19 protein-coding genes and 1 pseudogene are annotated in these 22,722 nt (G+C 67.8%); 6 read left to right on the top strand and 14 right to left on the bottom strand.

Translation table 11 applies throughout. From position 1 onward, the window contains the following. From ACN6O8_RS20080 to ACN6O8_RS20055, 6 genes are all read right to left on the bottom strand, one after another. Positions 1 to 513: a Csu type fimbrial protein gene (locus ACN6O8_RS20080; RefSeq protein WP_427992748.1), complete on the bottom strand. Its 513-nt coding sequence runs from the start codon at positions 511 to 513 to the stop codon at positions 1 to 3. Positions 514 to 841: 328 nt separating this feature from the next. Then, the gene (locus ACN6O8_RS20075; RefSeq protein WP_427992747.1) at positions 842 to 1,294 is read right to left on the bottom strand and encodes a carboxymuconolactone decarboxylase family protein; all 453 of its coding nucleotides are present in this window, start codon (positions 1,292 to 1,294) and stop codon (positions 842 to 844) included. A gap of 65 nt (positions 1,295 to 1,359) precedes the next feature. Beyond that, complete coding sequence (locus ACN6O8_RS20070) at positions 1,360 to 2,346, bottom strand: Bug family tripartite tricarboxylate transporter substrate binding protein (protein ID WP_427992746.1); 987 nt, start codon at positions 2,344 to 2,346, stop codon at positions 1,360 to 1,362. A gap of 69 nt (positions 2,347 to 2,415) precedes the next feature. After that, positions 2,416 to 3,414, bottom strand: coding sequence for a cyclase family protein (locus tag ACN6O8_RS20065; RefSeq protein ID WP_427992745.1), 999 nt, complete (start codon positions 3,412 to 3,414; stop codon positions 2,416 to 2,418). 50 nt (positions 3,415 to 3,464) lie between these two features. Then, complete coding sequence (locus ACN6O8_RS20060) at positions 3,465 to 4,715, bottom strand: CaiB/BaiF CoA transferase family protein (protein WP_427992744.1); 1,251 nt, start codon at positions 4,713 to 4,715, stop codon at positions 3,465 to 3,467. Positions 4,716 to 4,749: 34 nt separating this feature from the next. Then, a complete protein-coding gene (locus tag ACN6O8_RS20055; RefSeq protein ID WP_427992743.1) occupies positions 4,750 to 5,595 on the bottom strand; it encodes an HpcH/HpaI aldolase/citrate lyase family protein in 846 nt (281 codons plus the stop codon). A gap of 85 nt (positions 5,596 to 5,680) precedes the next feature. Here ACN6O8_RS20055 and ACN6O8_RS20050 point away from each other — a divergent pair, with 85 nt between their 5' ends. Next, positions 5,681 to 6,562, top strand: coding sequence for a LysR family transcriptional regulator (locus ACN6O8_RS20050; RefSeq protein ID WP_427992742.1), 882 nt, complete (start codon positions 5,681 to 5,683; stop codon positions 6,560 to 6,562). 23 nt (positions 6,563 to 6,585) lie between these two features. Then, positions 6,586 to 7,449, top strand: coding sequence for a prephenate dehydratase (locus tag ACN6O8_RS20045; protein ID WP_427992741.1), 864 nt, complete (start codon positions 6,586 to 6,588; stop codon positions 7,447 to 7,449). Positions 7,450 to 7,480: 31 nt separating this feature from the next. Here the strand turns inward: ACN6O8_RS20045 and ACN6O8_RS20040 are convergent, their stop codons facing one another. The 3 genes from ACN6O8_RS20040 to ACN6O8_RS20030 form a co-directional block, all read right to left on the bottom strand. Then, positions 7,481 to 10,564 (bottom strand): efflux RND transporter permease subunit, encoded by a 3,084-nt coding sequence (locus ACN6O8_RS20040; protein ID WP_427992740.1) that lies wholly within the window; start codon positions 10,562 to 10,564, stop codon positions 7,481 to 7,483. After that, positions 10,561 to 11,667 carry an efflux RND transporter periplasmic adaptor subunit gene (locus tag ACN6O8_RS20035; RefSeq protein WP_427992739.1) on the bottom strand — a complete coding sequence of 369 codons (1,107 nt, stop codon included), beginning with the start codon at positions 11,665 to 11,667 and terminating at the stop codon, positions 10,561 to 10,563. Before ACN6O8_RS20035 ends, ACN6O8_RS20040 begins: the two co-directional genes overlap by 4 nt. A gap of 73 nt (positions 11,668 to 11,740) precedes the next feature. Next, on the bottom strand, positions 11,741 to 12,358 hold the full coding sequence (locus ACN6O8_RS20030) for a TetR/AcrR family transcriptional regulator (protein WP_427992738.1): 618 nt from the start codon (positions 12,356 to 12,358) through the stop codon (positions 11,741 to 11,743). An 86-nt stretch (positions 12,359 to 12,444) separates the two neighbouring features. Here ACN6O8_RS20030 and ACN6O8_RS20025 point away from each other — a divergent pair, with 86 nt between their 5' ends. Then, positions 12,445 to 13,908, top strand: coding sequence for an efflux transporter outer membrane subunit (locus ACN6O8_RS20025; RefSeq protein ID WP_427992737.1), 1,464 nt, complete (start codon positions 12,445 to 12,447; stop codon positions 13,906 to 13,908). A gap of 28 nt (positions 13,909 to 13,936) precedes the next feature. Here the strand turns inward: ACN6O8_RS20025 and ACN6O8_RS20020 are convergent, their stop codons facing one another. Further along, a complete protein-coding gene (locus ACN6O8_RS20020) occupies positions 13,937 to 15,160 on the bottom strand; it encodes an MFS transporter (RefSeq protein ID WP_427992736.1) in 1,224 nt (407 codons plus the stop codon). A gap of 45 nt (positions 15,161 to 15,205) precedes the next feature. Beyond that, positions 15,206 to 15,964: an SDR family oxidoreductase gene (locus ACN6O8_RS20015; RefSeq protein ID WP_427992735.1), complete on the bottom strand. Its 759-nt coding sequence runs from the start codon at positions 15,962 to 15,964 to the stop codon at positions 15,206 to 15,208. A 261-nt stretch (positions 15,965 to 16,225) separates the two neighbouring features. Between ACN6O8_RS20015 and ACN6O8_RS20010 the strand changes: the two genes are divergently transcribed. Continuing rightward, the gene (locus tag ACN6O8_RS20010) at positions 16,226 to 17,176 is read left to right on the top strand and encodes a GlxA family transcriptional regulator (RefSeq protein ID WP_427992734.1); all 951 of its coding nucleotides are present in this window, start codon (positions 16,226 to 16,228) and stop codon (positions 17,174 to 17,176) included. Between the two features lie 21 nt (positions 17,177 to 17,197). Here the strand turns inward: ACN6O8_RS20010 and fhuE are convergent, their stop codons facing one another. The 3 genes and pseudogenes from fhuE to ACN6O8_RS19995 form a co-directional block, all read right to left on the bottom strand. Then, positions 17,198 to 19,393: a ferric-rhodotorulic acid/ferric-coprogen receptor FhuE gene (gene fhuE, locus ACN6O8_RS20005; protein ID WP_427992733.1), complete on the bottom strand. Its 2,196-nt coding sequence runs from the start codon at positions 19,391 to 19,393 to the stop codon at positions 17,198 to 17,200. Positions 19,394 to 19,578: 185 nt separating this feature from the next. Continuing rightward, the gene (locus ACN6O8_RS20000; protein ID WP_427992732.1) at positions 19,579 to 20,244 is read right to left on the bottom strand and encodes a hypothetical protein; all 666 of its coding nucleotides are present in this window, start codon (positions 20,242 to 20,244) and stop codon (positions 19,579 to 19,581) included. A gap of 92 nt (positions 20,245 to 20,336) precedes the next feature. Continuing rightward, positions 20,337 to 20,495 (bottom strand): annotated as a pseudogene (locus ACN6O8_RS19995) (alpha-hydroxy-acid oxidizing protein); the annotation flags it as partial. 148 nt (positions 20,496 to 20,643) lie between these two features. Here ACN6O8_RS19995 and ACN6O8_RS19990 point away from each other — a divergent pair. Next, on the top strand, positions 20,644 to 21,864 hold the full coding sequence (locus ACN6O8_RS19990) for a CaiB/BaiF CoA transferase family protein (RefSeq protein WP_427992731.1): 1,221 nt from the start codon (positions 20,644 to 20,646) through the stop codon (positions 21,862 to 21,864). Between the two features lie 36 nt (positions 21,865 to 21,900). Further along, entirely contained in the window at positions 21,901 to 22,698 is a 798-nt protein-coding gene (locus ACN6O8_RS19985; RefSeq protein WP_427992730.1) for an enoyl-CoA hydratase/isomerase family protein, read from the top strand. Positions 22,699 to 22,722 lie beyond the last annotated feature (24 nt).

Below are 22,722 nucleotides of genomic sequence, written 5' to 3'. Positions count from 1 at the left end.
TCAGTAAAAGACAGTGGCCGTGATGGTGTCGAGATAATTACCCGCCGGCTCGTTGCCGACCAGGGTGGTCTTTGCGTATACCGTCAACGGGATGGAGTATTCCGGCCCGATGCCCGCGCCCACCCCCGAATACCAGGAGGGAGAATCGTTGCCCCAATTGGACGCGCCGCCCGCGTCATGGGACAGCGTGTACGGAATCGTCGTCCCGCTCACCGCGTCCGTCATGATGCGCGCCGTGGGCATGCCGGATGTGCCGCCGTCCAGGCCCAGGGTAAATGGCAGATCCTTGGTGCACTGCACCTGTATCGTGCCGGTCTGATTGAATACGGCCGCCGACGCGGTCGCATGCGTGCCGAAATCGATGTCGCTCGCGGACGCGATCAGGCAGGTGCCCTGGATCGTGATCCGAACCTGGAAAGTCGTTTCTTCGGTATGCGTCTGCGCCTGCACCGCGCCCGCCAGACAACACAGGGCCGCAGCCAGCAACGTCTTCGATAGCTCACGTACGTGCATATTCCACCCCCTATAAAACTGACCCAAGACATGCCTTGAAAAGGCCCGGCGTTTATAAAAGGACTTGCGCCAGGCGTGCGCGCCGTGACGTCGTACACGCTCCAGGATGCCTGGCGGAAAACCCACGCCTCGATGGCGAACCCTTGGAGCAGCGGTATCGGGAATACTGCGTGATTAAGCGAAAATCTACTTCATAATAGGATTTTTGCCAACAAAATGAAGCGTGTTCGTTGCTGACGCGCAAACACAGAAAAGCGCGCGGCCCGGAAAAAACGCAGCCACGGATACGTCGTGACCCTGAACTATCCGCAAGCGGCCGGGTCCGGTTTCAGTTGCCGCCGAACGGATCCGCCTGCCGCGCATCGGCAGGCTCCACCACATACCCGATCTCCCCCGCCACCTCGCGCAGAATCCCCTGCGCCAGGTTGAACGCGGTATTGGCCGCCGGCACGCCCGCGTAGATCGCGTTCTGCAGCAGCACTTCCTTCAATTCATCCGGGCTCAGCCGCGAGTCGTCCTTCGCCGTCAGCGCGGCGCGCACGTGCAGCTCGAACTCCTCCCAGCGGCCCAGCGATAGGGTCACCGCCAGCACCATCATGCGCCGCGCCTTGTGCGGCAGGCCCGGGCGGCTCCAGATGTCGTGCCAGGCGTAGCGGGTGATCAGGTTCTGGTAGTCGGCGGTGAAGGTGGTGGCGCGGTCCAACGAGCGCTGCACCCATTCTTCTCCCAGCACGGCGCGGCGGTTGGCCAGACCGCGCTCGAAATCGTCTTCCCGGCTCATTGCGGCGTCTCCCCTTGGGTGCTTGCATCGGCGGGGCGGGCAACGGCGCTGCCCGCCCCGGTCGATCAGTTCACCGTGATGTTATTGGTTTTCACCACCTCGTCCCACCGGATCTGTTCGGCATCGACGAACTTGGCGAAGTCCGCGGCGCTGCTGCCGACCGGCGTCAGGCCGAGCTTGGCGAGCTTGTCGCGGGTTTCGGGGCGGGCCAACGCCTTTTGCACCAGGTCCTGCAGCTTGGCGACGACCTGGGGATCGGCGCCCGCCGGCAGGAAGAAGCCGTTCCATTCGACCACGTCGAAGGCATTGACGCCGCCTTCGCTGACCGTGGGCACGTTGGGCAGGTCGGGCATGCGCGCGGCCGACGAGACCGCAAGCGCCTTGAGCTTGCCGGTGCTGACGTAGTTCAGGCTGGACGCGGCGTTGGCGAAGTACACGTCGACCTGTCCGCCCATGACGTCGACGATGGCGGGCGCGCCGCCCTTGTACGGCACATGCACGATGTCGATCTTGGCGTCCTTCTTGAGCAGTTCGGCGGCCATCTGCGCCAGGCTGCCGGGGCCGTACGAGGCGTAGGTGTAGCGGCCGGGGTTGGCGCGCGCGGCCTTGATGAAGTCGGGCAGGCTATTGAAGGCCGAGCCGGTGGCGGCGACCAGGATGTTGGGCACGCTGACGGCCTGCGAGACGGGAATGAAGTCCTTCTTGGCGTCGTAGGGCAGCTTGCGCAGCACGGGGTTGATGGAGAACGCGGAGGCGTCGTACAGCACGGTGTAGCCGTCGGGCTTGGCGCGGGCCACGTAGGCGGCGCCGATGGAGCCGCTGGCGCCGCCCTTGTTTTCGATGACGACGCTCTGGCCGGCGACTTCACCCATGCCTTGCGCGATGATGCGGGCGGCGTTGTCGGCGCCGCCGCCGGCCGAATACGGCACCACCACGGTGATGGGCTGGTCGGGGTAGCCGGCGGCCTGGGCCGCGCCCAGGGTGCAGGCCAGGCCCAACGCGGCGGCCACGGGGCGCAGTGCGACCAGGGCCGCGTGACGGGTTTTCTTCATGTGTGCTCCTCAGGTCTCCCCTGCGGGGATGTGGAATCGATCAGGGATCGTGGCGCGGCCCGCCCGAGGTCAGACGGTCGCGATGGGGTTGACCGGCGCGCCGACCAGACCGGGCACGTACATCGGTGCGGCGGTCAGGAAGAAGGCGTGGCGGCCGTGCTGGCGCAACCAGCGCGCCAGCGGGGTCAGGTGCCAGAGCTCGCCCAGCGGCAGGCCCAGCTTGAACAGGCATTGTTCGTGCAGCGGCAAGAGCGGCCCGCTGCCCGATTCCAGGTGGTGGTTGCGCAATTCCACCGCGTGGTTGTCGGCGGCAATGGCGGCGATGCGGCTGTCCTTGATCCAGGCCAGCAATTGCGCGTCGGCGCCGTCCAGCACGCAGCAACTGGTCTTGAGGCGTTCTTGCTCGTCCTCGCCCAGGGTCAGCGCCAGGTCGGCCAGGCCGGTGTGCAGACAGAGGATGTCGCCGGGGCGCACCTGCACGCCGTCGGCCTGCATCACGTCCATCAGGTCCCGGTACGAGACCTTGCGGTGCGCGTCGCCGAAGCGGGCGCGCAGGTCGACCATGACGCCGCGTCCCTGGATGCCATGGCGCGCCATGGGCGCGATGGACAGGTCCTGGGTGCCGGTGAAGCCTTCGGCGCGCGGCTCGCTGACGGTGAAGCCGTTGTAGCCGGTGGGCTGCGGCTGGCCGGTGCCGTGGGCGTCATACATCGCGCCGACGTGGCCCAGGGCGTCCCATTGCGTGGAGTACTGCGGCGACAGGGTGACGCGGTCGTCGCTGACGACGTCGGTGGCGCCGGGCACGTCGCGCGCCAGCGGATAGCGGTAGACCGGCACGCCGTTCTTTTCGGCGGGCTGGATCACGGGGCCCTTGCGCCGCGGGTTGAGCACGGGCGCGCGCGGCACCGTCAGCGGCAGGCTCAGGGAAAACGACAGGCCTTCGCGGATTTCCGCGACGGCGGCCAGGCGCGCCTGGCGGTCCAGGTGGTTCAGGGTGCCGAGCTGATCGTCGTCGCCGAAGTCGCCCCAGTTGGAGCCGTCGGGACGCTGTTGGTAGCGTGGAAGCATTTTTTGTCTCCTCGTTCTGTCTCGGACGAGTCTTGTGATCGTTTTGCTGGCTATTGCACCACCGAGGATTGCCGCAGTTGGTGGATTTCGGACGCGGTGTATCCCAGGGTGGACAGAATTTTTTCGCTATGTTCGCCCAGGCCGGGCGCACCGCGCCCTACACCGGACTCACCGCGCCGTACACCGGACTCGCCGCGCCCTGCCTCGGACTCATCAGCGGGCATTTGCGCGGCGCCGCCGAAGTGGGCCCACTGCGCCAGGCCCAGGTACTCGCCCGCCTGCGGGTTGTGGTACGGCCGCATGAGCCCCATGGCCTCGACCTGGGGATGATCGAACATGTCCTCGACCGGGCGCACTTCGGCGCAAGGCACGCTCTGGCCGAAGCGCTCGGCCCATTCGCGGGCCGACGCGCGCGCCAGCGCCTGGCGCACCCGCGGCACCAGCACGGCGGCTTGGGCGGCGCGTTTCTTGACGGAGTCGTAGTCGGGGTGCTCGGCCAGCTCCGGCAGGTCCAGGTGGCCGCACAGGGCACGCCAGAAGTGCGGCGTGTTGGCCGACAGGTACAGGTAGCCTTCGCGGGTGGGATGGATGCCGGTGATGCCGCCCGAGCGCATGTCGCGCTCGATGTGGCGCGCTTCGCCATCGGCCCAGACCAGACGGGCCGACTGCATCGCCAGCGCGCTGCCCAGCAGCGAGACTTCGATCGCCTGGCCACGGCCGGTCTTTTCGCGGCGGTAGAGGGCCGCCGCCACGCTGTTGGAGATCAAGGCGGCGCCGTAGTAATCGACCACCGAACCGTACAGCACCTCCGGCGGGCCGTCGGCCTTGGCCTGGGCGGCGCACATGCCGGTCATCGATTGCAGCACCTGATCATAGCCAGCGTGGCGCGCCATCGGGCCGACCGCGCCATAGCCGGTCATGGCGCAATAGACCAGGCGCGGGTTGACCGCCGACAGCGTGGCGAAGTCGATGCGCAGGCGCTCGGGCACGCCCGGCCGGAAGTTGTGAACCAGCACGTCGGCCTGGCGCACCAGCCGCAGCAGGATTTCGTGGCCGGCGGCTTCCTTCAGGTTCAGGCACAGGCCGCGCTTGTTGCGGTTGATGCCCAGGAAAGCACGGCTTTCGCTGGCCAGCGTCGACGGGTACTTGCGCAGGTTGTCGCCTTCGGGCGGCTCCACCTTGATCACGTCGGCGCCCATGTCGCCCAGCAGGGCGCAGCCATAGGGGCCGGCGATGTAGGCGCTCAGGTCCAGGACTTTGATGCCGGCCAGCGGCAGGTCGGCGGGGGATTCTTGTTGCATTCCGGATTCACTCAAAATCGGTAGCGCGGCCGCGTCAGGCGGCGCGGCCGGCGGCCAGCAGCACGTCCTGGGCGCGCCGCACGAAGGGGGCGTCGATCATCTTGCCGTCGAGCAGGAAGGCGCCCACACCATCATGTTCGCGGCTGGCCGACACGATGCGCTCGGCCTGCGCGACCTCTTCGGCGCTGAAGCCGAACACCTCGTTGGCGATGGCGATCTGGCTGGGGTGCACGCAGGACTTGCCCAGGAACCCGAGCGAGCGCGCCAGTTGCGCCTCGGCGCGAAAGCCATCGGCGTCGCGCACCCGGGCGTAGGCCGCGTCCATGGCGTACTTGCCGGCGCAGCCGGCGGCCAGGCGCAGGGACAGCATCACCGCGCGCAGCGTGTCGGGCTGGTAGCGCTCGATGCCGAGCGGCTCGAACAGGTCGGCCAGACCCAGTTGCAGGCCGGCGACGCGGGGATGAGCCGCGGCCAGTTGCGCGGCGTCGGCCAGCGCCCGCGGGGTTTCGACGGTGACCAGGAATTCACCGGCGAAGCCGGCATCCGTGGCCTCGTCGATCGCGGCGCGCAGCGCGGCGGCGCTTTCGACCTTGGGCAGGTTCAACAGATCGATGGGCAGGCCGCCCACCACGGCCAGATCGGCGGCGTAGTCGGGGGTGTCCGCGGCATTGACGCGGACGATAATTTTCTTGGGATGTTGCTCATGAGCGGCGGTGAACGCCGGTGTCCCCAGCCAGGCGGCCAGGCTGGCGCGCGCCGCTGGCTTGCGGGCCGCGGCCACCGCGTCTTCCAGATCGAAGGACAGCGCATCGGCCTGGCTGGCCAGGGCCTTGTCGAACAGTTCCGGGCGCGAGGCCGGGACGAAAAGCTTGCTTCTCATTGATGTCTCCTGGCCGCATTGTGGCGCTGGAGACTTCTGATTGGGGACAGCCGAATTACGATAAGACGATAGAATATCTATCATCATGAACACCGACTTCCTGCACACGCTGGCCGCCGTGGCGCGCCACGGCTCCATGGCCGAAGCCGCGCGCCGCCTGGGGCTGACCCACGGCGCGGTGGCCCAGCAGATCCGCAAGCTGGAACAGGAACTGGGCGTGGCGCTGGTGGCGCGCGCCGGCCGCACCGTGCACCTGACGGCCAAGGCCACCGAACTGATCGGGCCGATGCGCGAGGTGCTGGAACGGATCGAGAAGATCCGCTATCTGGCGCGCTCCGGCGAAATGATGGGCGAGCTGCGGCTGGGCGCCGGCAATACGGCGCTCAACTCCATGGTGCCGGCCATCCTGGAACACCTGGTGCGGCGCCATCCGCTGATCAACGTCGAGATCCAGCCGGGCCATTCGGCGCGCTTCTATCCAGCCATCGAAAGCGGCGAACTGGACGCCGCCATCGCGCTACAGGCGCCCTACCCGCTGTCCAAACGCCTGGATTGGCAGTTGCTGCGCGAAGAACCCTACGTGCTGGCGGCGGCGCCGCGCCACGCGGGGCGCCATCCGCACAGCCTGCTGACGGCGGAGCCCTTCATCCGCTACCAGCGCAGCGATTGGGGCGGGCACCACGTCGACGACTACCTGCGGCGCGTGGGCATCACGCCGCGCGAGCGCTTCGAGCTGAACGCCATCGAGTCGATCGCGGTGATGGTCAGCCGCGACCTGGGCGTGGCGATCCTGCCGCGCTCCACCAATGGCGCGATCGAGCGGCTCGGCCTGCTGGCCCTGCCGCTGCCCGAGCCCTGCGAACCGCGCCGCTTCGGCCTGATCTGGTCGCGTGGCTCGCCCCGGCTGGCACTGATCCGTGCCTTCCGCGACATTGCCGTTGTAGAGTATGCCCACGCGGGCGCTTGATCCGCGCTCTACAAGGGGAAAGCATGAAGAAGACCATCCTGTCGACGTTGGTCGGCTGCTCGCTGCTGGCACTGCCGACGGCGGCCAGCCTGGCCGGCCAGATCGGTTATCTGGGACCGGCGGGCTCATGGACGCACCAGGCCTGCCTGGATCTGTTCGGCCCCGCGGACCTGGTGCCGCTGTCGCGCGACGACCTGTTCCAAGGCTACCAATCCGGCAAGATCGAGCGCGCCTGCGTGCCCGTGACCACGTCGGTGGTGGGCGTGACGCCGTATCTGGACGCGGTGCTGGACCTGCCGGACGTGATGGTGGTGGCCGAGTACCCGAAGATGCTGGGCTACAGCCTGCTGGCCAGACCCGGCACGAAGCTGGCGGACGTGAAGGAGGTGCTGGCGCACCCGGTGGCGTTCGAGGAGGTCAAGCCGTGGGTCGACCGCGAAATGCCCAAGGTCAAGCGCACCGAGGCGGCCAGCGGCGGCGCGGCCGCCAAGGCGGTGGCCGACGACCCGGGCCATGACAAGGCATCGTTCGGCCCGAAGGTCGGCGCGTCGGTCTATGCACTGGTGTCGCTGGTCGATGGCATCGAGCAAGGGCCGCACAACGTGACCCGCTGGTGGGTGCTGGGCCGCGCCATGCCGGCGCCGACCGGGCGCGACAAGACCTCGCTGCTGGTCGATACCGCCGACGACAACTTCAACGCCACGCTGGCGGCATTGGTGGCCGCCCAGGTGCCGGTCCTGACGATCTACGAACGGCCCAGCAGGAAAACGCTGGACACGCACCGCTACCTGATCGAGGTGGCCGGCCACGCCCGCCAGGCGCCGCTGGCATCGGTGCTGGCGGCGCAGCCGGGCATCCGGGTGCTGGGGTCGTACCCGCGCAAATAGGCGCGCGGTGGCCGCGCCCGGGGGCCCGCGCCTAGGACATGGCAGCGCCCCCGCGCGCGGGGTCCGGACGGATCTTGAACCAGATCGAATACATCGCCGGCAGGAAAACAAGCGTCAGGATCGTGCCCGCGAAAGTGCCGCCGATGAGCGTATAAGCCAGCGTTCCCCAGAATACCGAGTGCGTCAGCGGAATGAAGGCCAGGATCGCGGCCAGGGCGGTCAGAATCACCGGACGCGCGCGCTGGACCGTCGCCTCGACTACCGCATCGAACGGCGCCAGGCCCGCGCGCTCGTTGTGGTGGATCTGGCCGATCAGGATCAGCGTGTTGCGCATCAGAATGCCCGACAGCGCAATCAGTCCGACCAGCGCATTGATGCCAAAGGGCTGCTGGAACAGCAGCAAGGTCGGCACCACGCCGATCAGGCCGAGCGGACTGGTGGCGAACACCATCACCATGGCGGCAATCGATCGTACCTGCAGGATGATGATGAGCAGGGTCAGCGCGATCATGATGGGAAACAACGGCATCATGGCGACGGTCGCCTTGGCCGACTCCTCGATGGAACCCGCTTGTTCGATGCGATATCCGGGGGCAAGCGCGTCGATGACCGGCTGCAATTGCTTCATGACCGCGGTCGACACATCGGGCGGTTGCAGTCCTTCGGCGATGTCGCCGCGCACCGTGATGGTGGGCGTGCGGTCACGGCGCCGCAAGATGGGATCTTCCATCCGCACCTCGACAGTGCCGACCTGCGACAAGGGCACGCGTTGGCCCGAGGACCCAACCAGCGTGAAGCCGGCGATCTTGGCCGGGTCGAGGCGGATGCCGCCGGCGGCGCGCCCCACCACCTGCACCGAGCGGATATCCTCGCGCACCTCGGTCAACGGCACGCCGCTCAGCAGAAACTGCATTTGCTGGCCCACTGAGCTGGACGTGAGCCCCACGGCCTGCAGACGATCCTGATCCAGGGTGAAATGCAGCACCGGCACGCGCGCGCCCCAATCGGTGTTCACGGTACGCATCATGGGATGGGCCCGCATGATGGCCTCGACACGCGCGGCGATGCCGCGCAGGATCTCCGGGTCAGGCCCCATCACGCGGTAGGCCACGGGAAATGGCGAGGGAGGGCCGAATACGATCTGGGTGACGCGCACTTGCGCTTCGGGCGCCAGGCCGTCCGCCACCGCCTGCCGCAGCCGGAATTTCAGGGCCTCGCGTTCCTTGTCGTCGCCCGCCAGAACCACGATCTTGGCGAACGAGGGATCGGGCAGCTCGGGCGCCATCGCCAGGAAGAAGCGCGGCGCCCCCTGCCCGATGTAGGCCGTCACGATCCTGGCTTCCTTCTGCCTGGCCAGCCAGGCTTCGACTTTCGCGGTCGCCTGGCTGGTCTGTGCAATCGAGCTGCCGTAGGGCATCTGCACCTCCACCAGTACTTCCGGCCGGTCGGAGGTCGGGAAGAACTGCTTTTTCACCGCGCCCATGCCGACGATGGCCAGCGCGAATGCGCCGACGACCGTTGCCGCCACCAGCCATTTGCGCGCGATGACCTGCCTGAGCACCCGCCGGAAGCGGTTGTAATGGCGCGTGTTGTAGATGGCGCCATGCCCGCCGTCCACCTTGCGAATGTCCGGCAGCATCTTCACGCCCAGGTACGGCGTGAATGCCACGGCCACCACCCACGACGCGATCAGTGCAATGCCGACGATCCAGAACATGTTGCTCGTGTACTCGCCCGCGGTGGACCGCGCAAAGCCGTTCGGCATGAAACCCACCGCGGTGACCAGCGTGCCGGACAGCATCGGCGCCGCCGTGTGGCTCCAGGCGTAGGCCGACGCCGCCACCCGGCTGTAGCCCTCCTCCATCTTCACCACCATCATTTCGATGGCGATGATGGCATCGTCCACCAACAGCCCCAATGCCAGGATCAACGAGCCGAGCGTGATGCGGTCGAAGTTCTTGCCAGTGGCCGCCATGATGACGAAAACGGCAGCCAGGGTCAGCGGCACCGCCGCCGCGACGACGACCCCAACCCGCCAGCCCATGCTGAGAAAACACACCAGCATCACCACGAGCAATGCGACGAAGAACTTCACCATGAACTCATCGACGGCGGCACTGATGTTGACCGCCTGATCGGTGACTTTGGTGAGGCTCATGCCCAACGGCAACGCGGCGTTGATGCGAGAGACCTCGCGTTCGAGTGCCTTGCCCAGATCCAGCCCGTTCCAGTCGTCGCGCATGACCACGCCAAGCAGCAGCGCCGGCTCGCCGTTGTTGCGTACCAGAAATGTGGCGGGGTCCTCGTAACCACGCTCGACGCTCGCCACATCCGCCAGTGTCAGGGTGCGGCCGTGGGCGCTGATGGGCGTCTGGCGGATCTTGTCCAGATTGTCGAACGCGCCGTCCACGCGCAGCAATACCTGCGGCCCCCGGGTCTCGATCGAGCCCGCCGGCGTGAGCATGTTCTGGCCATTGAGCGCGGCAAAGATATCCTGCGGGCTGACCCCGAGCGTGGCAAGGCGATCGTGCGAGAAAGACACGAAGATGCGTTCGGGCTGTTCTCCGATGATGTTGACCTTCTTGACGCCGGGCACGTGCAGCAGTTGCTGGCGCAACGCCTCCGCGTCACGCACCAACAGGCGCTGCGGTTCGCCTTTCGCCTTGAGCGCAAAGAGCGCAAAGGTCACATCCGCATATTCGTCGTTGACCATGGGGCCGATGACGCCCGCGGGCAGCCGCCTGGATTCGTCGGCCAGTTTTTTGCGCGCCTGATAAAACTCCTCCTGCACCTGCGCGGGCGGGGTACGGTCAAGCAGGGACACCATGGTGAAGGCAAGGCCCGGGCGCGTATAGGTTTCGGTGCGGTCATACCAACGCAATTCCTGGAGACGCTTCTCCAGGGGTTCGGCCACCTGGTCTTGCATCTCCTGCGCCGTCGCGCCGGGCCAGGCCGTAACCACCGTCATCTGCTTGATGGTGAAGGGCGGATCCTCGGCCCGGCCGAGCTGGAAGAACGCCAGGATTCCCGCCACCGAAACGAGGAAAATCAGGAACAGCGTGATGGCGCGCTCACGCACCGCGAGCGCGGACAGATTGAAACGTCCCTCGCTCATTGACGCTCTCCCGCCGCCGGCGTGTCATCCTGCCCGATGAGTCTTACCTTCTCGCCGTCCCGCAACAGGTGGGCGCCCAGCGCCACGACCCGCTCGCCGGCCTTCAGGTCGCCGCCGACCCTGGCAATATCGTCGCTCAGGCCATGCACCTGAACCGACCGCCGCGCCACCTGCGCCGGCGTGCCTTCGATGACCCAGACGCCGGGCCCGGCGCCGGCGTCGAACACCGCGCCGATCGGCACCTGCAACAACCGCTCCGTTGGCGCGCCGTCCGGCACATCGACCGTGACGGTCGCGCCCAGCGGCGCATGGGCCAGATCCTCCTCCAGCACGTACCTCGCCTCAAAAGTGCGGGTGACGCGATCCGCCGCGTCCGACAACTGCCGCAGCACTGCCGGCGCGGGCGGCGTCCGCGCGCCGTACAACGTGGCCCGGGCAACCGATCCCACGGCCGGCCGCAGTGTCTCGGGCAGATGCACGATGGCTTCGCGCTGTCCGGCCCGCGCCAGACGCACGACCGGCTGTCCGGCGCTCACGACCTGCCCCGGCTCGGCCAACGTATCGACGATAACGCAATCGGCATCGGCCAGTAGCACGGCGTAGCCCGAGGCGTTGCTGGCGACATCAGCCTGCGCCTCGGCGGCTTTCAGATCGGCCCGCGCCGTATCGGCCGCGGCCTTGATGCGATCGTAGGCGGACGCCGACACCGCGCCTTCGGCCACCAGGCCGCGGTAACGCGTTTCGTCCTCCACGGCCTGGCGGGCGCGCGCGCGGGCGGCGGCCACCGCTTCCCGTTGCGCGCGCGCCTGCAAGGCCAAATCCTCAGGATCCAGGCGCATGAGCGCCTGGCCGCGTTTCACCGTCTGTCCCGTGTCGACCAGCCGTTCCAACACCTTGCCGGCCACGCGGAATGCGAGTTCGCTCTGGACACGGGCCGCCACCACGCCGGAAAACGACCGCGACTCGGTGGCCGCGGGCCGCACCAAGGCGGCCCTGACGAGCGGGGCGTCCCCGCGCGGATCACGCGGCGGGCTATCGCCACAAGCCGCGAGGATGAGCGGCAACAGGCAGAAGGCAAACGGGACAAGCGGGCGCCGAACCATGGGGACCATTCCTTACAAGAGAAGGGCCCCATTCTATACTTGTGACTATATTAGTCAATAGTCACTTCACGAACTACGGCGCCAGGCTCCGCAGGATCAGGTTGGTCAACTGGAGGGTCGCTTCCGCGGCATTCTCCAGGTTGTGCTGCAACAACAAGGGATTGGTGTATGGCCGCATCACCAGATAGATGGCGTTGGCGGTCTCGTCCAGCGGTGTCTTGCGTTCGAAGTCGCCTGCTTCGCGGCCCTCTCGCAAGACCTGCACGATGAGGTCCTTGACGTGTGCTTCATAGGCACGCGCCGACGGCCACGATTCGCTGGCCGAGGTCCTGGCGATGTCATAGAGCTTGCTGTCCTGGAAGAACAGCTGGCTGCCCGCCTCCACCAGGGCCCGGAACATGCGCCGCAGGCGCTCGGGCGCGGAGCGCGCGTCGGCGACGGCTTCGTCCACGGCGACCATGATCTGGCTCAGCCGATTGCCGCAGATGACCTCGCCGATGGCCTGCTTGGAATCGAAGAACTTGTAGATGTAGGCCTTGGAAAAACCGATCGCCTTGGCCAGGTCGGAGACCGTGGTCTTGTCGAAGCCGTAAAGGCCGAAATACTCGGTGGCCGCTTCGACGATCTGATGACGGACCTCGTGATCCGAGGGGCCGCGGGCCTGGGGTGCGGGAGAGGATGCTTTAGTCATGTTGGCAGCTTACCGCGCGCGCAGATCCTTGACAACAAGTGACCAATTTGTATTATAGTCACGAAAAATGGCTTCCAAGGATTCCCATGCTCGCCCGTCGCCTCCTCCTGTTCCCGCTATGCGCCGGCCTGACGGCCGGATGCGCGGTGGGGCCCGATTACCACCCGCCCGAGGCGCCCTTGCCCGGTCACTTCCAGGCACAACAGGCCGCTACCCGCCCGGCGCGCGCCTGGACGGCGCTCGAACTGGCCACCTGGTGGCGACAGTTCGACGATCCGCTTCTTGCGCGCGTCGTCTCCCTGGCGCTCGCTCAAAATCTGGATCTGGCCCAGGCCACGGCGCGGGTAGCCCAGGCCCGCGCCGGCCTGGGCGCCGCCAACGCGGCCTTGCTGCCTTCGGCCGCGGCGCACGGTTCGGCCGCCCGCGCGTATCAGTCGGTTCAGACGCCGTTGGGGCAGGTGCTCAATGCCACGCCGGGCTATGACCGCTGGGGCAATGCCTATGAGGCGAATCTCGAGGCGGGCTGGGAAGTGGATCTGTTTGGCGGACTTCGACGCGGCCAGGAGGCGGCGCAGGCCGATTACCAGGCGGCCCAAGCCGCCGCCCTGGCGACACGCCTTGCCGTTGCCGCGCAAACGGCGGACATCTACATCACCATCCGCGGCTTGCAGACACGCCTGGACGTCGCACAACGGCAGATCGCGGTTCAGCAGCAGCTCGTGGCCAAAGTCGCGTTGCTCCTTAGCAGGGGCCTGGCCGCCGAATACCAGGCGCGGCAGGCAGAGGGGGCGTTGGCGCAAGCGCAGTCAACCGTGCCGGTGCTCCAGACTGGCCTGGATGCGGCCATGAATGCGCTGGACGTGATGCTGGGCGTCCCGCCGGGTACCTATCGAGCCGAACTCGCGCGCCCGGCGGCGATCCCCGCGGCGCCCCGCCTCGACGATATGGGGGCCCCCGGCGACCTGCTCAAACGCCGCCCCGATCTCATCGTGGCCGAACGCCGGCTCGCCGCCACCAATGCAAGAATCGGCGAAGCCATCGCCGAGTACTATCCGAAGTTCTCGCTGAGCGGATTGCTGGGAAGCGCCACGACGATTTCCAGCGGCAACCTGTTTGCCGGCGGCGCAAGCCAATCGGCGGGCGTGCTCGGCTTACGGTGGCGCCTGTTCGACTTTGGCCGCATCCAGGCGCAAATCGATCTGGCGAAGGGGCGCGACGCCGAAGCGCTGGCGGCGTATCGGCTGGCTGTCCTGCGCGCGACAGAGGACGTCGAAAACGCGTTCTCGGCGCTGGTCAATCGCACGCAACAGACCGCGACCTTGACGCAAGGCGAGGCCGCGCTCGCCCGGGCGCGGGCTTCCGCGTTCGCGGCCTATGAACGCGGCGCGTCGAGCCTGATCGATGTCCTGTATGCCGACGCGACCGTCCTGCAGGCGTCGGATGCCAGAGCGCAGGCACAGACCGAAACCGCGCGCGCCGCCGTCGCCGCCTACAAGGCGCTCGGTGGCGGCTGGCAACCGGTCACCGCCCAGGAACTCGCGCGACGCTGAGGCGTGACAGGGCGACATGCCGCCGCGCCTACGTCCGCCCCAGGGCCCGCCGGTCCAGCCACACCGCCACGAATTCAACCGCGCCCGCCAGCAGGCCGATGCCCCAGATCATCCCATGGCCGAGGAGCGCCGCGCCCAAGGCACTGCCGATGGCGAATCCCAGGTACATGGTGGAGGTATTCAAGGCCAGCGCCAGTGGCGCCTGGGCGGTCTCGCCGGCGGCGATCAGGCGCGCCATCTGCGCCGGGAAAAAAGACCAGACGGTAAAGCCCCAGACCGCGACGCCGAGCAGCACCGGCACGACCGCCACGGCGGGCGGCAGCGCGGTGGACAGCGCCAGCAGCCAGAACGACACCCCCAGCACCACCAGCGAGCCGCGCGCCACCCGCCGCGAGCCCAGCCGGTCGTTCAACGCGCCGCCGCTGGTGACGCCCAGCGCGGCGGCCAGCCCCCACAGCGCAACCGTGGCGTTGATACCGCCGGCCTGGTAGCCAAGCACGCTGCCCAGATAGGCCGCGATATACGGATAGGCGGCATAAGCGCCGATCGACCAGAACAGGCTGACCGACAAGAGGCGCACGACGGCCGGCTGGCGCAGGACGGCGACGCGCCGCGACCAGGTCGCCACCGGGATGCCGGCGCCGGCGTTCCTGTCGATGCCGATCAGGATGCCGGCAATGGCCGCCAGGCTCATCGCGCCCACCGCCAGAAAGGTGGCGCGCCAGCCAAAGGCGTGCCCCACCAGACCGCCCAGCGGCAAGCCGAGGGCGATGGCCAAGGTCATGCCGCCGCTGACAATGGCCAGCGCCCGGCCGCGCCTGACGGGCGCGACGATGGCTCCGGCGAGCGCATTGGCGTTAGGCACGTACAGCCCCGAGGCGACCGCCATCACGACGCGCGCGGCCATCAGCACACCGAAGTCCGGCGACCACGCCGCCAGCAGATTGCCGGCGGCGAACAGCGCCATCGCGATCAGCAGCGTGGCGCGGCGCGGCAGGCGCGCGCTCAACAGCGTCGAGACCGGCGCGCTCAGTGCCAGGGTCAGCGTGAACACCACGACCAGCAGCGCCACTTGGGGCACCGTCATGCGGAAATCCGCCGCCATGGTCGAGAGCAGCGGCGCGATCATGAAGCCTTCGGTGCCGATGGCAAAGGTGCCCAGGGCCAGGAAGGCCGCCGGGACCAGCGAGGGCGCGGGCGCGGCAACGCGCGGCGCGGAGGCGGCCGAGGCCGCGCAGGTGTCTGTGGACATGATGGTTTCCAGGGCGGGGCGGGCGGGCGCCCGCCGAAATGGCCGTCAGACCGGAATCGGCTGATCGACCAGGCTCTGGTTAAAGCCATGCACCAGCGCGTGCTCGTGCGCGCCGGGGTTGTCGCGCAAGGGGCGCACGGCCTCGACCAGCACTTCGGGGGCATCGGTCGCCAGCCCCTTCATGGTTTCGGCGATGAACGCATCCAGCGGCATGGCGCGCGGGTCGCCGCTCTTCTTGATGAGATCGGTGTCGACCCACGGCGGCGCGATTTCCTGCACGGTGACGCGGGTGTCGCGCAGCATGAAACGCTGCGACAGCGCGTACGAATGCAGCGCCGCCTTGGACGCCGAATAGACGGCGTTGGAAGCGATCGGCACGTAGGCCAGTATGGAAGTGTTGTGAATGATGGTGGCGCGCGGTTGCGCCTTGAGGTGTTCGATCAACGCCGAGGTCAGCCGGATCGGGCCCAGCAGGTTGGTCTCGAGGATGCGGCGCGAGGTGGCGTCGTCGATGGCGCCAGCGGGATTGTCGAACGGCATGATGCCGGCGTTGTTGACCAGCACGTTCAAGGCCGGGTATCTGGCGATCAGCGTCTTGGCCACGCGCGCGATGTCGCCGGCGTCGGCGATGTCGAGCTCGATACCATCGATGCCGGGGTGTTGCGCGGCGATCTCGTCCAACAGCGCCTTGCGGCGGCCGGCGACGATGACTTTGTTGCCCAACGCGTGAAAGGCCTGCGCCAGGGCGCGGCCGATGCCGGAGGTGCCGCCGGTGATGAGGATGGTGTTGTCGGTCAGTTTCATGGTGGTATCCAGGAAGGGAGGAGATTGCGTTCCCGCGGTGCAGGAGCGCCCATGGCCGTTACTATGACGCGCATGAATGAAGTCTCAAATGACATTAAAACGTCAATTTAAGACACTCATACCTCATGCTTGCGCTTTGCCGCCGCTGTCCGCTTCGATATCAAAACAATCGCAATTCAGCGGATACCACGGGCATCGGCTTGACGGCGCCCGCCCGGCATGAATTAATTGAAACCACCATTTCCAGACAACTCACCCGCGATGCGACAGATCGGCTTGATCCTTGAAGACGGCTTCCAGATCATGGGGCTCTCCGCGCTGGCGGCCTTTGAGTTCGCCAACGCCGAACTCGGCCGCGACGGCTACCGCATGACCATCCTGTCGGAACATGGCGGCATCGTCCGCTCGACCCTGAGCGCCGGCATCGAAACGGTCGCCTTCAACGTGATGCCGGACACCGTGATGGTGGCCGGCGAGCTGCTGCCCGGCCCGGTGTCGCCGGGCCTGAAAGCCTACCTGGTGCGCGCGGCCAGCGAGGCGCGGCGCGTGGCCGGGGTCTGCACCGGCGCCTTCGTGCTAGCCGAGGCGGGGCTGCTGGACGGCCGCGGCGCCACCACGCACTGGGCGCATGCGCGCGCCCTGCGCGAACGCTTTCCCGCCGTGCGGGTCGAGGAAGACCGGATCTTCATGCGGGACGGCAACATCTGGACCTCGGCGGGCATGTCGGCCGCGATCGACCTGGCGCTGGCGCTGATCGAGGACGATCACGGCGCGGCGCTGGCGCGCAACGTGGCGCGGCGGCTGGTGGTGTATCACCGCCGGCCCGGCGGCCAATCGCAGTTCTCGGCGCTGCTGGAGCTGGAGCCGCGGTCCGACCGGATCAAGCGCGCCCTGACCTACGCCAAGGAGCATCTGCGCAATGCCCTGTCGGTGGAAGAGCTGGCCGAGGCGGCGCGCTTGTCGCCGCGCCAGTTCAGCCGCCTGTTTCGCGCCGAAACGGGCCAGTCGCCGGCCAAGGCGGTCGAGTCGCTGCGGCTGGAGGCCGCCCGCGCCATGCTGGAAGATGGCAGCCACCCGCTGGACGTGGTGGCGCGCGATACCGGCTTTGCCGACCGCGACAGGATGCGGCGCGCCTTCCTGCGCGCCTATGGCCAGCCGCCGGCCGGACTCAAGCGCAGCCTCAGGTTGGTCGGCGGCGCGCCAGCCGACTGAGCGCGCCGCCGCGCCCTTGCCTCAATACTGATACCGCATCGTCAGCGTGGCGCTGCGACCGGCCGCCCACGCGCCCTGACTGTAGAAGCCGATCTGCGAGTAGTACTTGCGATCCATCAGGTTGTTGATGTTGAACTGCGCCGACAGGCCTTTATCGAACTTGTAGCGCGCCATCAGGTTGACCAGCGCATAGCTCCCCTGCCCCACGCGCTCATCGCCATTGGGGCCGCTGGCAATCTTATAGACATGACTCTGCCAGTTGACCCCGCCACCCACTGTCAGACGGCTCCAATCCCCCGGCAATCGATAGGTGGTGAACAACCGCGCCAGGCTGCGCGGCTGGTCGGTCTGGATGGGGTTGCCGTCGCCGTCGCGCGCGGTCCAGTGCGACCACCCCGCCGCCACGTTCCAACCCGGCGAGACTTCGCCGGACACTTCCAGATCGAAGCCCCGGCTGCGCGTCCCGCTGGCGGCGCGGGATGCCTGGATGAGCGTGCCGGGCACCAGGTAGCCGGGATCATCCTGCGCCAGATTGTCCTGGTTGATCTGGAACACCGCGGCCGAGGCATTCAGGCGACCTTCGAGGAATTCACCCTTGATGCCGGCCTCGTAGGCCTTGCCCTCCAGCGGATCGAGCCAGTTGCCGTTGCGATCCTGCTTGTCCTGCGGATTGAAGATCCCGGTGTAGCTGACGTACGCCGTGTAATTCTCGTTGATGTCATACAGCAGCCCGGCATACGGCACGAAGGCATCCTTGTCGAACGCCTGCCGGCTGCCACCGCCCCAGCCCACCGCGTCGGTTTTCCAGGTGCTGTAGCGGCCACCGACGATCAGCTTGAGCGGGTCGGCCAGACTGAAACGCAAGGCGCCATACCAGCCGGCCTGCTTGGTGGTGTAGCGACTGGCCAGGGTGGCGGTGTCGCTCCACTGCGGCTCGGGGTAAGAGCCGTCCCAATCGAGGAAATTGCCGATGGCGGCCGGCGATACCGCGCTGCGGTTGCGGAAATCGGCGTACTGGCGCGTGAAGCTGGCGCCGACCACGGCTTCGTGCGAGCGGCCGAACAGGCTGAAGGGGCCGGAGGCCTTGAGGTCGAGGCTGTTCTGCTTGCGGTCGCCGTAATAACGCTGGGCCGACGCGCCCATGCCCAGGCCGGTAGTGCGATCGGGCCAGCCGGTCAGGTAGAGCAGCTTGCCGTCCATTTCGTGCTTGGAATGCGAGCCGACGGCCTGCACGCGCCAGCCGTTGTCGAAGCGGTGTTCCAGGCTGGCGAAGGCGCCTTCGGTGGTGCTGGCCCACTTGCTCCAGTCGGCACCCGTGTTCAGCGAGCGCTTCCAGTCGGTGCGGCCGCCATCGGCGTACCACAGCGGAAAGCCGCCCCAACTGCTGCGTCGCGGCGCGTTGTCCTGGTAATTGAAGCCGGCGCTGAACGTGGTGCGCGCGCTCAGGTCGGCGTCGACCACGCCATAGAACACCTTTTTGCGGTTCTGGTAGCCGTCCAGGTACGAATGATTGTCCTGGTAGGCCGAAACGATGCGGCCGCGCACGCTGCCGCTGGCGTTCAGCGGCGCGGACAGGTCGGCGGTGGCGCGGTAGGTGTCCCAGGTGCCGGCGCTGACGCTCAGGTCGGCCGCGAATTCGCGGCGGGTGGCGTGCTTGCGCACCAGGTTGACCGAGGCGGACGGGTTGCCGGTGCCGGTCAACAGGCCGGTGGCGCCGCGCACCACTTCGACGCGGTCGTAGATGATGGGATCGACGGAGGACTCGCCCGCCGAGTAACCGGTATCGAAGCTGGTGGGCACGCCGTCGTACAGGTAGTTGCTGATGTCGAAGCCGCGCGAGCTGAAGGAATAGCGCTCGCTGTCGTAGTTCTGCACCGAGATGCCGGGCGTGTTGCCCAGGATGTCGGTCAGCGAACGCATGTCCTGGTCTTCGATGCGCTGGCGCGTGACGACGGTGACCGATTGCGGGGTTTCGCGCAGCGACAGCGCCAGGCCGGTGCTGGCGGCGGTGGCGCGCGGGGTGTAGGAACCGGTGCCTTCCGTCGTGGTCGGATCGCCGTCGGCCTGGACCTGCACGGCGGGCAAGGTGGCGACGCCCGCCTCCTGCGCCAGCGCTGTGCCGCTAGCAAGCGCCATCAGCACCAGGCTGGCGGTGCATCGCAGGGCGAGGCGCGGGCAGGTGGAGGGAATTGGGCCGGCGGGCCGCGGGTCTTGCATGATGGCTTCCTTTCGCGGGGGGATGAAACAAGGCGAAGGAAAGTTTAATGCGACTTATTCTCACATGCATTGGTGTTGCTAATCCGCATCGCATAAGTCGGGCGGCTTTCCGCGGGGTTGCGCCAGGGGGATAGGCGTGGCACGCGCGCGATTGGTGTGGCCCCGCCCAGCCGATGGCCCTGCCCTCACTGATCCACCGACTTCATATCGCAGGTCGTCTCCTGCGCCTCGCACAGCCCCCGGAACCATGCCCGTCCCGCCAACTGCTCGCCTTCGCCGCGCGCGACGATCTCGTCGCCGGGCGAGCGCTTGCGGTCCACCAGATAATCGATCAGTACCCAGTTCTCATGGCAGGCCCGGATGCCTTGGATCCTGCCCACTTCGGTGAGCCAGTCGCCGCCCAGATCCAGTACGCGCTGGCTGGCGGCGTCGGGCTTCAGATAGCCGCGCGCTGACTGGATGCCGACGCGGGCATCGTCGGCGCGGATCCAGCCTTCGCCCTTGTAGAGCTCGCGCGGAGGCAGGCCGGGATATTCTTCCTCGTTATAGGCGTCGCTGGCGTTGGCGATCCTGAGCCAGCCGTCCTGGGCCTGCTTCACGTCGAAGATGACGCTGTAGGCGTATGCCGGCTCGCCAGCCGCCGGCCGGGTGGGAATCTGGCCCAGCACCTTGGCGTGGGTGGCGGGCGCGGCGCGTACCGTGATTGAAGGTTTGTCATAGTTGGCCCAGGCGCCGAAGGCGCAGGCGGTCGCGCCGGCGGGAAGGTCGGCCTGCGGCGCGGCGCGGGCCGATGGCGCCGCAAACAGCGCGAGGGTGGCGAGCGAAGCGGCCAGGCGGGCACGAACAGGCATGAAGACTCCGAAGCGCTGACGTTCTGAACCCTGCCGGTATGGCCGGCAGGCGTTTCCATTGATCGGGCGATGCCGCGACTGTAGCAAATACGCCCGCGCCAGCCGGCGGCGGCCAGCGGGAACAGGTAGTAGCGCCCCAGCCCCAGCGCCTTGGCGCCCAGCGCCAGGGCCTTGAGGACGTGCGTGCCGCGCTGCGCGCCGCCGTCCATCATCACATCGATGCGGTCGCCGACGGCGTCGAGGATGTCGGCCGAATGCCCCTAGCCGCCCGGGCGTGATGGGCGCAATTGCAGCGGGCGGGCGGCGCGTCGCGCATAACAGCTTTGCCATCCGGGTGGAGCCTGCCGTGGCGCGGAAATCCTAGACTGGCCGCACTTCACAGCAGTCAAGGAGAAGGCGTTGCAGCCGCTGTTATCAAACCTGAAAGTACTCGACCTGAGCCGCGTGCTGGCCGGGCCCTGGGCCAGCCAGATCCTGGCCGACCTGGGCGCCGACGTCATCAAGGTCGAGCGGCCCGGCCAGGGCGATGACACCCGGTCCTGGGGGCCGCCCTTCCTGAAGGACGAACAGGGCCGCGACACCTCGGATGGCGCGTACTTCGTCGCCACCAACCGGGGCAAGCGCTCGATCACGCTGGATCTGCAGACGGCCGAGGGCCAGGCGCTGGTCAAGCAGTTGTGCCGCGACGCCGACGTGGTGCTGGAAAACTACAAGGTCGGCACGCTGGCGCGGCTGGGGCTGGACTATGCATCGCTGTCCGCCATCAACCCGCGCCTGGTGTACTGCTCGGTGACCGGATTCGGCCAGACCGGGCCGCGCGCGGCCGAGCCGGCCTACGATTTCCTGATCCAGGCCATGGGCGGGCTGATGAGCGTGACGGGCGAACGCGACGACAAGCCTGGCGGCGGGCCGCAGAAGGTGGGCGTGCCAATCGTCGATCTGACCACCGGCGTCTACGCCGCGCTGGGCATCGTGGCGGCGCTGCTGCGGCGCGCGCAGACCGGCCAGGGCGAGTACATCGACGTGGCCATGCTGGACGTGCAGGTGGGCCTGTTGGCCAACCAGGCGATGAACTTCCTGCTGGGCGGACGGGTGCCGCGCCGCACCGGCACCGCGCACCCGAACATCCAGCCGCAGCGCACCTTCGCCTGCGCCGATGGCGACATCGTCATCGTGGTGGGCAACGACGCGCAGTTCGCCACCTTGTGCGAGGCGCTGGGCCGGCCCGAGCTGGCGCGCGATCCGCGCTACGTCAGCAACAGCCAGCGCGTCAAGAACCTGGACACGCTCGATCCCCTGCTGGACGCGATCTTCGTTGCGCGGCCGCGGGCCCATTGGCTCGACCTGCTCAAGCAGGCCGGGGTGCCGGCCGGTTCGATCAACGCGGTGCCCGAGGTGTTCGAGGATCCGCAGGTGCTGCATCGCGGCATGCTGCGGCGCCTGCCCCACCCTGCCGCCGGCGAGGTGCCGCAGGTGATGAACCCGCTGCGCTTTGGCCAATCGACGCTGCGGGTGGAACGCGCGCCCGCGCTGCTGGGCGAGCACACCGACGAGGTGCTGGCCGAACTGGGACTGAGCGCGGCGCAGATCCAGGACTACCGCGACCGCAAGATCATCTGACCCGCCGCCTCTGACCAGACAACAAGGAGACAAACCATGAGCATGCCGGAAAACCTGGCCGGGCCCTACACCGCGCTGGACGTCGCAATCGACGGCGGCGTGGCCACCATTCTGCTGGCCAATCCGCCCGTCAACGCGCTCAGCACCGAGATGATGAACGAGCTGTCGTGGGTGCTGGACCGCATTTCCGAGACGCCCGAGGTGCGCGCGGTGGTGCTGTCGGGCCAGGGCAAGACCTTCTGCGCCGGCGCCGATCTGAAGAACCGCGCCGCCACCATCAAAGGGCCGGGCGACCTGCCGCAGCATTCGCGCCGCACGCGCGAGTGCTTCCACGCCATCCGCGAGTGCGCCAAGCCGGTGGTGGGCGCGATCAACGGCGCGGCGCTGGGCGCGGGGCTGGCCATCGTGGCCTCGTGCGACATCCTGGTGGCGGCGGCCGACGCCGTGGTGGGGCTGCCCGAGATCAACGTCGGGCTGTTGGGCGGCGGCCGCCATGGCATGCGGCTGTTCGGCCATTCGCGGCTGCGGCGCATGATGCTGACCGGGCTGCGGGTGGACGGCAACGAGCTGTACCGGCTCGGCGTGGTCGAAGAGGCGCTGCCGGCGGCGGCGTTGATGCCGCGCGCCCAGGAACTGGCGCGCGAGCTGGCCTCCAAGAGCCCGCTGGCGGCCATGCTGGCCAAGCAGACGCTCAACGCCATCGAAGACATGAGCCTGCGCGACGGCTACCGCTACGAGCAGGACATGACGGCCGCCATCGCCAAGACCGAGGATGCGATGGAGGCGCGCCGCGCCTTCCTGGAAAAGCGCGCGCCGGTGTTCCAAGGCCGCTAGCCGCGCGGCGGCGCAACGCATAAC

The sequence above is a fragment of the Achromobacter sp. genome (genome assembly GCF_050285565.1).
GTDB lineage: Bacteria > Pseudomonadota > Gammaproteobacteria > Burkholderiales > Burkholderiaceae_B > Achromobacter.
The sequence above is the reverse complement of the archived record's forward strand: the minus strand, read 5'-3'. Positions and strand labels throughout refer to the sequence as shown.

Bases quoted from the DNA above. Each gene is read 5' to 3' on its own strand.
- fhuE (WP_427992733.1), bottom strand. From the start codon at position 19,393: ATGCAAGACCCGCGGCCCGCCGGCCCAATTCCCTCCACCTGCCCGCGC.
- ACN6O8_RS20080 (WP_427992748.1), bottom strand. From the start codon at position 513: ATGCACGTACGTGAGCTATCGAAGACGTTGCTGGCTGCGGCCCTGTGT.
- ACN6O8_RS20035 (WP_427992739.1), bottom strand. From the start codon at position 11,667: ATGGTTCGGCGCCCGCTTGTCCCGTTTGCCTTCTGCCTGTTGCCGCTC.
- ACN6O8_RS20050 (WP_427992742.1), top strand. From the start codon at position 5,681: ATGAACACCGACTTCCTGCACACGCTGGCCGCCGTGGCGCGCCACGGC.
- ACN6O8_RS20015 (WP_427992735.1), bottom strand. From the start codon at position 15,964: ATGAAACTGACCGACAACACCATCCTCATCACCGGCGGCACCTCCGGC.
- ACN6O8_RS20075 (WP_427992747.1), bottom strand. From the start codon at position 1,294: ATGAGCCGGGAAGACGATTTCGAGCGCGGTCTGGCCAACCGCCGCGCC.
- ACN6O8_RS20045 (WP_427992741.1), top strand. From the start codon at position 6,586: ATGAAGAAGACCATCCTGTCGACGTTGGTCGGCTGCTCGCTGCTGGCA.
- ACN6O8_RS20055 (WP_427992743.1), bottom strand. From the start codon at position 5,595: ATGAGAAGCAAGCTTTTCGTCCCGGCCTCGCGCCCGGAACTGTTCGAC.
- ACN6O8_RS20020 (WP_427992736.1), bottom strand. From the start codon at position 15,160: ATGTCCACAGACACCTGCGCGGCCTCGGCCGCCTCCGCGCCGCGCGTT.
- ACN6O8_RS20065 (WP_427992745.1), bottom strand. From the start codon at position 3,414: ATGCTTCCACGCTACCAACAGCGTCCCGACGGCTCCAACTGGGGCGAC.
- ACN6O8_RS20040 (WP_427992740.1), bottom strand. From the start codon at position 10,564: ATGAGCGAGGGACGTTTCAATCTGTCCGCGCTCGCGGTGCGTGAGCGC.
- ACN6O8_RS20070 (WP_427992746.1), bottom strand. From the start codon at position 2,346: ATGAAGAAAACCCGTCACGCGGCCCTGGTCGCACTGCGCCCCGTGGCC.
- ACN6O8_RS20000 (WP_427992732.1), bottom strand. From the start codon at position 20,244: ATGCCTGTTCGTGCCCGCCTGGCCGCTTCGCTCGCCACCCTCGCGCTG.
- ACN6O8_RS20030 (WP_427992738.1), bottom strand. From the start codon at position 12,358: ATGACTAAAGCATCCTCTCCCGCACCCCAGGCCCGCGGCCCCTCGGAT.
- ACN6O8_RS20010 (WP_427992734.1), top strand. From the start codon at position 16,226: ATGCGACAGATCGGCTTGATCCTTGAAGACGGCTTCCAGATCATGGGG.
- ACN6O8_RS19985 (WP_427992730.1), top strand. From the start codon at position 21,901: ATGAGCATGCCGGAAAACCTGGCCGGGCCCTACACCGCGCTGGACGTC.
- ACN6O8_RS20025 (WP_427992737.1), top strand. From the start codon at position 12,445: ATGCTCGCCCGTCGCCTCCTCCTGTTCCCGCTATGCGCCGGCCTGACG.
- ACN6O8_RS20060 (WP_427992744.1), bottom strand. From the start codon at position 4,715: ATGCAACAAGAATCCCCCGCCGACCTGCCGCTGGCCGGCATCAAAGTC.